This window comes from Aedoeadaptatus coli, from assembly GCF_900343085.1.
GTDB lineage: Bacteria > Bacillota > Clostridia > Tissierellales > Peptoniphilaceae > Aedoeadaptatus > Aedoeadaptatus coli.
This window is the reverse complement of record NZ_OPYI01000027.1, coordinates 1-6448: the sequence shown is the minus strand read 5'-3', so window position 1 is coordinate 6448 and position 6448 is coordinate 1. Positions and strand designations below refer to the sequence as shown.

Genomic DNA, 6448 nt, shown 5'->3' with positions numbered 1-6448 from the left:
TCGAACGGCAATTCGGCAGCGCGAAAGAATACCATGGCCTTCGCTACACCAACCAGCGTGGACGAAAGAAAATGGATCTAAAAGCGGTGCTGACCTTTGCGTGCATGAACATGAAAAAACTGGCACTGATGATGGATCGAAGAGAGCGGGAGAGGGGAGACTGCGGCCCTTCTTTTGCTGATTTATGGAAAAAATACATAAAAAAGAGACAAACCCCGAGATTTATTCGGAGTTTGTCTGCAGTCTGAGGACGGTTTCCCGTCCTTAAGCCAAATGCATTTTTTCCGGCGCGAAGATCCGCGGATCCATTTCCTTCACATCCTCCGCCACCTTCGGGCGAAAGGCCATGTGGGCCATAATGTCTTTCTCGATGTCCACCCCCGGCGCCACTTCCGTAATGAGGAAGCCCGCATCCGTGAGTTTCATGACGCAGCGGTCCGTAATGAAGGTGATCGCATGTCCCTGCTTCAAGGCGTAGGCGCCGTTAAAGGTCCTTTGAGGCAGGGCGTCGATAAATTTCATGCGGCTGCCCTCCTTGTCGATGACGAGCTTGCCGCCTTCCACGCGTTCTTCCAGACCTCCCGTGGTGAGGGTGCCTACGAAGAAGATGGTCTTTGTGGCTTGGGAGATGTCGATGAAGCCGCCGCAGCCGGCGAAGCGCCCGCCGAAGCTGGACACATTGATGTCGCCTTTTTCGTTTACTTCCGCAAAGCCCAAAAAGGCCACGTCCAATCCGCCGCCGTTGTAAAAATCGAATTGTTGGCTCATGGGCATGACGGCGTGGGCATTTAAAGCCGAGCCGAAATTCGCTCCGCCCAGGGGCACGCCGCCGATAATGCCGCATTCCAGGGTGAGGGTAATGGAATCGCTCAGGCCCTCTTCCGCCGCCACGTGGCCCACGGCCTCGGGCATGCCGTAGCCTAAATTCACCACGTCCCCCGGGCGAATCTCCATGGCCGCCCGGCGGGCGATGATCTTCCGCTCGTCCAAGGGCGCATCCTTCACCTTGGCCACGGGCCGCTTCGTGTGCCCGGCAATGGCGGGGTCGTAATATTCGGCCACGGTTTGGCGATGGGTTTTTTCAGGCTCTGTGGCCACCACCACATAGTCCACGAAAATTCCCGGGATCACCACGCGGTTGCGATCCAGAGATTTGCTGTCCGCCGTGTACTTCACCTGCACGATGACCTTGCCGCCGCAGGCCTTGGCCGCCATGGCGATTTCACGGGCATCGACGATCCCCGATTCCTCTTCCATGGTAATGTTGCCCTGCTCGTCGGCGGTGGTGCCACGAATAATGGCCACGTCCACGGGCTGAGCCTTGTAGTACAAATACTCTTCCCCGTCCAGGGTGACGAGCTCCACCAAGTCCTCCGTGGTAATGTCCGTGAGCTTGCCGCCCCCTTCTCTCGGATCCACGAAGGTGTGAAGGCCGATGGTGGTAAATACGCCCTTTTGGCCCGCCGACAGGGCCCGATACATTTTCGACAGCACCCCTTGGGGAAAATTATAGGCCTCGATTTCGTGCTTCGACGCCTGTTCCGCCAAGCGGCGATTGCGGGCGAAATGCCCCGTCAAATAACGGCGCACCATGCCCGGATGGGAGATCTCCATAATCCCCTCGTCCCCGTTGTTTCCCGTGCCCGCCGCCTGAAGCAGGGTCATATTCCGGGGATGGCCTTCCTCCAAAAAGCGATTGCCGATTTCCCGCAACAATTCGCTGGGCGTCGTGGCCAGCAAAAAGCCCGACACGGCCAAGGTGTCTCCGTCCTTAATCAGTCGCGCCGCTTGTCGCGCATCGATTCTCTCCATTCCTTCGTCCTCCTTTGTATTTCCGTTTCAGTGTATCTTAGGAAAAAAAGGAAGTCAAACAAAAAGAGCCTTTCGGCCCCTTTTGTAAAATCATTTCACGGTCTGGAGAATCTCCTGTACTTTCCCCACGCCCTCTTCGTAGGCTTTTTTCAGGACCGGATCCTTTGCCCTCGGCTTATCCGCCCAGACAAAGATCAGGCTGCCGTCTTTATTGTACCTAAACAGGCGGTAGTCCTCCTTCATCTTCTCCAAGCCCTTTTGATCGACCACCCGGAAGGTGCCGATAAGGCCCGTGCCCTTCTTCGCCTTTTCGTTGGTCTTTTCAAAGAGCAACACATTTCCCTCGGATTCTTCCACGCCGATAGCGTCTTTGTAGGCCTCGGGAAGCACCATGGAAACATCGCCCACCTTCACGCGGTCGGCTTCGCTGAATACGTCGTTAATTTCCACGGTCTTTAAAATTTCCTTTACCAGTTGATTGGATTTCGTGTAGCTGTCACAAAGTTTTTTGTCGCCCGTATCCGCCACCTGCACGTCGCTAGCGAAAGTGGCGAGGGTGTAGAAGCAATTGCCCTTGTGCAAGAGAATGGCCGGCACCGGCGACTTGGGATCCGCCATGGGCGTGATGTCGGCGATGACCCCGTAGCCGTCCTGAACTTCGTGGTTCATTTTGTCGTAAAAGGTCACTTGATTATAAGCGTAAGTAATGGTCAGCTGTTTTTCCCAATCTTTCGGCAGGGAGAAAGTCACATTGCCGTAGGTGACGGTTTTCTCCGGCTCAAAGGCGGGCGCACCCTTGTAGGCGCCGACGATGGCCGCCCGATTCTTCCCGTCCCAGGTGACGGGAAGCTTCATCCCCTCGGCCAAAAAGCGCACCGGCACATAGGTGCGGTCTTTTTCAATAAAGGGGGCCACATCCATGGTCTTTTTTTCCCCCTTCGCCACATAGTCTTTTTCGCCGACGACCATTTTCACATCGCCGACGGTGACGGTTTTGCTCTCGGCCTTCCAGTCCACTTTATAGCCCATGGCTTCCGTGACGCTTCGCACGGGGAGGAACAGGCGATCTTCCCGCACAATGGGCTGTTCCTTATAGTCTCTTGCGTCGATCCCGTTAATATAAAGGGTGATGGGATCTGCAGCAAAGGCCAAGCCGGGAATCATGGCGAGGGCCAGTGTTAATCCGAGTAATTTTTTCATGTCTACCTCCTTTTCTCGACCTTTCTTTCCTTAATTATACCCCCCCTTCAATAAAATCAACACCCTGAATTCACGGCACAAAAAAACCTGCCGAAACAGCAGGTTTAAATATCCACGACTTCACCGAAGCCCAGTTCCTTCGCCAAGGCCAGGAGCCGGTCTTTTTCCTCCCGGCTCGGGGCGCGCAGTTCGTCTATATATTCGCTCCGCACGCCGAAGTGGCGATAGCTGATGAGCTTCGCCCGGGTAGTGTGGATGCTCTCCCCCAGCACCTTCGCCGCTTCGCGAAGTGTGTGCTCGTTGTCTAAGGTATCTAATAGAACGAAGCGCAGCTCTTCGATTCTATCTTTCTCGGCGAGATAGGCGAGGTTTTTCTTCACCACGTCGTTGTCCCGGCCCGTGATCCGAAGGTGATCTTCCTTTTCCCAGGCCTTCACATCCAACATGACCCCGTCGGAGATTTCGAGCAGGGTATTCAAATCCCCTTTTGAAAAATCCAACCCGCCGTTGGAGTCGATGAGGGCCGTGAGGCCTCTTTCCTTCACCATTTGAAAGAGGGGAATCAGTTCCTTCGCCTGCAGGGTGGCTTCGCCGCCGCTCACGGAAATGCCTTCGATAAAGGGCATGGCGCCTTCGATTTCCTTCATTAAATCTTCGGCGCTCATGGCCCGCACCTTCGGCGACGCGCCGTGGGTGCAGGTGGCGATGCACTTGTCGCAGTCCACGCACTTCACCGGATCCCACACCACTTTCCCCTCTACCACAGAAAGGGCATCCGCCGGGCAACCGGCCACGCAGTCGCCGCAGTGGATGCAGCGGTGAATGGTCTCGGGATTGTGGCAGTATTTGCAGTTGAAATTGCAGCCTTGCAGAAAGATGGCAAAGCGATTCCCCGGGCCGTCCACGACGCTCATGGGAATCAGCTTGTTGACGAGAAGCATCAGACCCCTTCCACCTTCCGGTCCAAAATGCCGTATTTCGTCAGGGGATCGGCGGCGTATTGCACCGTGTCGTAGGTGACTTGCTTGCCGGCCTTAAAGGCTTCCACGTCGGATTTCTTGACGAGATAGCCCGTGACGCGGATCAGATCCCCGTCGTCGTTGTAGGCGGAAAGGTAGCGGTTCCCCAGCTTGAAGCCGCCCTTAAACACATCCAGCACGGCCTTCGGGTTCTTCTTCGCCGTTTCGTCGAAGGGGAAGTGATCGCCCACGCCGGAGGGGAAGTATTTTTGGAACTTCGCCGCTTGGCGAATGTGGCTGTACAGATCCGGCTCTTGGCCGATGGGAATGCGGTGAGCCGCCGTGGTGCCCTCATCATTGGCCGCACCCACTTGGGCGTGGAGCATAAAGCGGTGGTTCCACACCGGGCTGTAGGCCGATTCAAATTGGCTTACACGCTCTTGGATAAAGTCCATGACGCGAATGCCCATGGCGTCCGCCGCCTCGTCGGTACCGTACTTGCCTTCTTTGCCGTCAAGCTTCAGAAGGGCTTCCGTACATTCCGCGAGACCCACCATGCCGAAGAGGCCGACGAAGTTATCGAGGTCGATGAAATCTTCCGTGACGAGGAAATTGGATTTGAAGAAGGCCGTTTCTTCCACCAAATAGCGAATCTTCGATTCCATAAAGTGAAGCATGGTGTCGATGGCGTGGGGCAGATTCTTTTCGAAGAAGCCGTCGACGCTGTCTGCGCCCAATGCGATTTTGTTCAGGCGCAGGCGGCTCAAAGTAAAGGCGCCGCCGTGTTTCGGAAGGGCGTTGTAGCAAGACGCGATGCCGTAGGGCACGTCGCCGAAGTCCGCGCTGTAATAGGCGTCGTTGGCGAAGGCCGGATTGGCACAGGTCAAACTGCAGGCCAGGGCCTTTTCGGCGAAGGCGTCCGGTGTCTTTTCTTCGTCGTAAAGGAGCGTCATGTTCGGCGTCACGATTTGAAGCTCTTCTAAAAGCTCCAGAATCAAATTCCCCGTCTTCGTTTCGTAGGGGCCGATGTTGGCGTGGCAGAACGAGTCGTCTACCGTGCGGTCAAGCTGCATTAAAAAGCTTTTTAAAATCGCCCGCGCCTCGTCTTCCCTCGTCTTTTCAACGAAGGGCTCGAGGAGATCGTCCAGGGCACCGATGTAGACCGGGAAGCGGGTAATGCTCGGGACGTGGTGGTACATAATCAGAAGCGCCGTCGTGGCTTCCAAAAGCGTCTTCGGCGGTTCGATGCGCAAAAATTCGCTGCCTTCTTTTAGATACTTTTCGTAATCGGGCAGAATGTAGCGCGGCGCATAGGGGGCGTGGCCTTCGTCTAAATCGCAAATTTCCCCCTTGGCATAGAGGTCGTAAAAGGCGTCGTCATTCGCCACGGGATAATCCAAACTGTTTTCGGCAAGCTTTGCCAGGCGGAAAGTTTGTTGCTCGTAAGTTTGCGCCGCATCCTTTTGCACGTCGCGCACCGCTTGATGAAATTCGTCCATGGTGAAAAAGCGTTCCATAATAGCCTCCTGTCTCAAATAACGTCCCTTTTTTCTTATATCCAGTGTATACTTATTTGTAAGAAAAAAAGATGCCACATGGCACCTTTTAGGAGGAAAGTATGAATTTTCAAGAACTTTTTCAGAGGCTTAGCGCCCCGCCCGTCCCCTTTCGCCCGGGAGATGTGCTCATGTATCCCGACAGCGCCGAATTTTCCATTCTGCTCTTGGAATCCGGCACCGTGGAAGTGTCCCGCTACGCCCAAGAAGGCGAGCGCATCCTTCAAAGCTTTATGACCGCCCCCCAATGCTTGGGGCTTATCGAAAGTCTCACCGAAAGCCCCGTCCTCTCCGGCGTAAAAGCCGTCACCGCCGGGCGCTACTACAGCCTGAGCCTGAAAAACCCCCTCTTTCAAACGCCCGATGTCCTTATGCTCCTTCTGCGCTATTTGGCCGGCCTCAGCGAAGAAACCATGCGGCAAAACGCGGAAGAAAAACACCTGAGCAAAAAAGACCGCCTCGCCTACGCCATCTACAAAAACACCAAAGCCCCCTTCCCCGCCACATTGCCGTTGAAGAGAGAAGACCTGGCGGATCTTTTGGCCATCCCCATGAGGAGCTTGTATCGGTATTTGAATGAGCTGGAGGAGGAAGGATGTATTTTTAGGGAAAAAGGGAAAATCGTCGTCAATAAGGAAGGACATGAAATGTTGAAGGAAAAGACGAAATAATTTTTTCTTTCGCATTCCAATGGCGTAGGTAAGGCTATGTTTTCAAGTGACTTCATTCGCTTAAAATCTGTTCTTTCATGATTTTGAAACCCGGGGGGCGGGGAAAAGAGCTCAGAGCGGAAGTAACCCGGTCCCCAAGATTTGGACATCCCCCCCACCTCAAATCGTGTATAATTCAATTAAGGAGGGAAACCATGGGACGAGGAAAACTAACCACTGAAGAGCAAGCCATCTTACGCGCCAATCCAAA

Annotated in this window: 5 protein-coding genes and 1 pseudogene; 2 read left to right on the top strand and 4 right to left on the bottom strand. The window is 54.6% G+C overall.

Translation table 11 applies throughout. The annotated features are described in order from the left end of the window. Nucleotides 1-131 (top strand): annotated as a pseudogene (locus DG046_RS10045) (transposase); the annotation flags it as partial. Nucleotides 132-264: 133 nt separating this feature from the next. Here the strand turns inward: DG046_RS10045 and DG046_RS09360 are convergent. The 4 genes from DG046_RS09360 to DG046_RS09345 form a co-directional block, all read right to left on the bottom strand. Continuing rightward, nucleotides 265-1812 (bottom strand): acyl CoA:acetate/3-ketoacid CoA transferase, encoded by a 1548-nt coding sequence (locus tag DG046_RS09360; RefSeq protein WP_108832239.1) that lies wholly within the window; start codon nt 1810-1812, stop codon nt 265-267. Nucleotides 1813-1902: 90 nt separating this feature from the next. Beyond that, nucleotides 1903-3012 (bottom strand): copper amine oxidase N-terminal domain-containing protein, encoded by a 1110-nt coding sequence (locus DG046_RS09355; protein WP_108832238.1) that lies wholly within the window; start codon nt 3010-3012, stop codon nt 1903-1905. A 104-nt stretch (nt 3013-3116) separates the two neighbouring features. After that, entirely contained in the window at nt 3117-3953 is an 837-nt protein-coding gene (locus tag DG046_RS09350) for a YjjW family glycine radical enzyme activase (RefSeq protein WP_199909619.1), read from the bottom strand. Continuing rightward, nucleotides 3953-5488, bottom strand: a complete 1536-nt coding sequence (locus DG046_RS09345; RefSeq protein WP_108832236.1) for a YjjI family glycine radical enzyme — start codon at nt 5486-5488, stop codon at nt 3953-3955. The genes DG046_RS09350 and DG046_RS09345 overlap by 1 nt, the downstream gene beginning before the upstream one ends. Nucleotides 5489-5589: 101 nt before the next feature. Between DG046_RS09345 and DG046_RS09340 the strand changes: the two genes are divergently transcribed. Further along, nucleotides 5590-6198 carry a Crp/Fnr family transcriptional regulator gene (locus DG046_RS09340; RefSeq protein WP_108832235.1) on the top strand — a complete coding sequence of 203 codons (609 nt, stop codon included), beginning with the start codon at nt 5590-5592 and terminating at the stop codon, nt 6196-6198. Nucleotides 6199-6448: the final 250 nt, after the last annotated feature.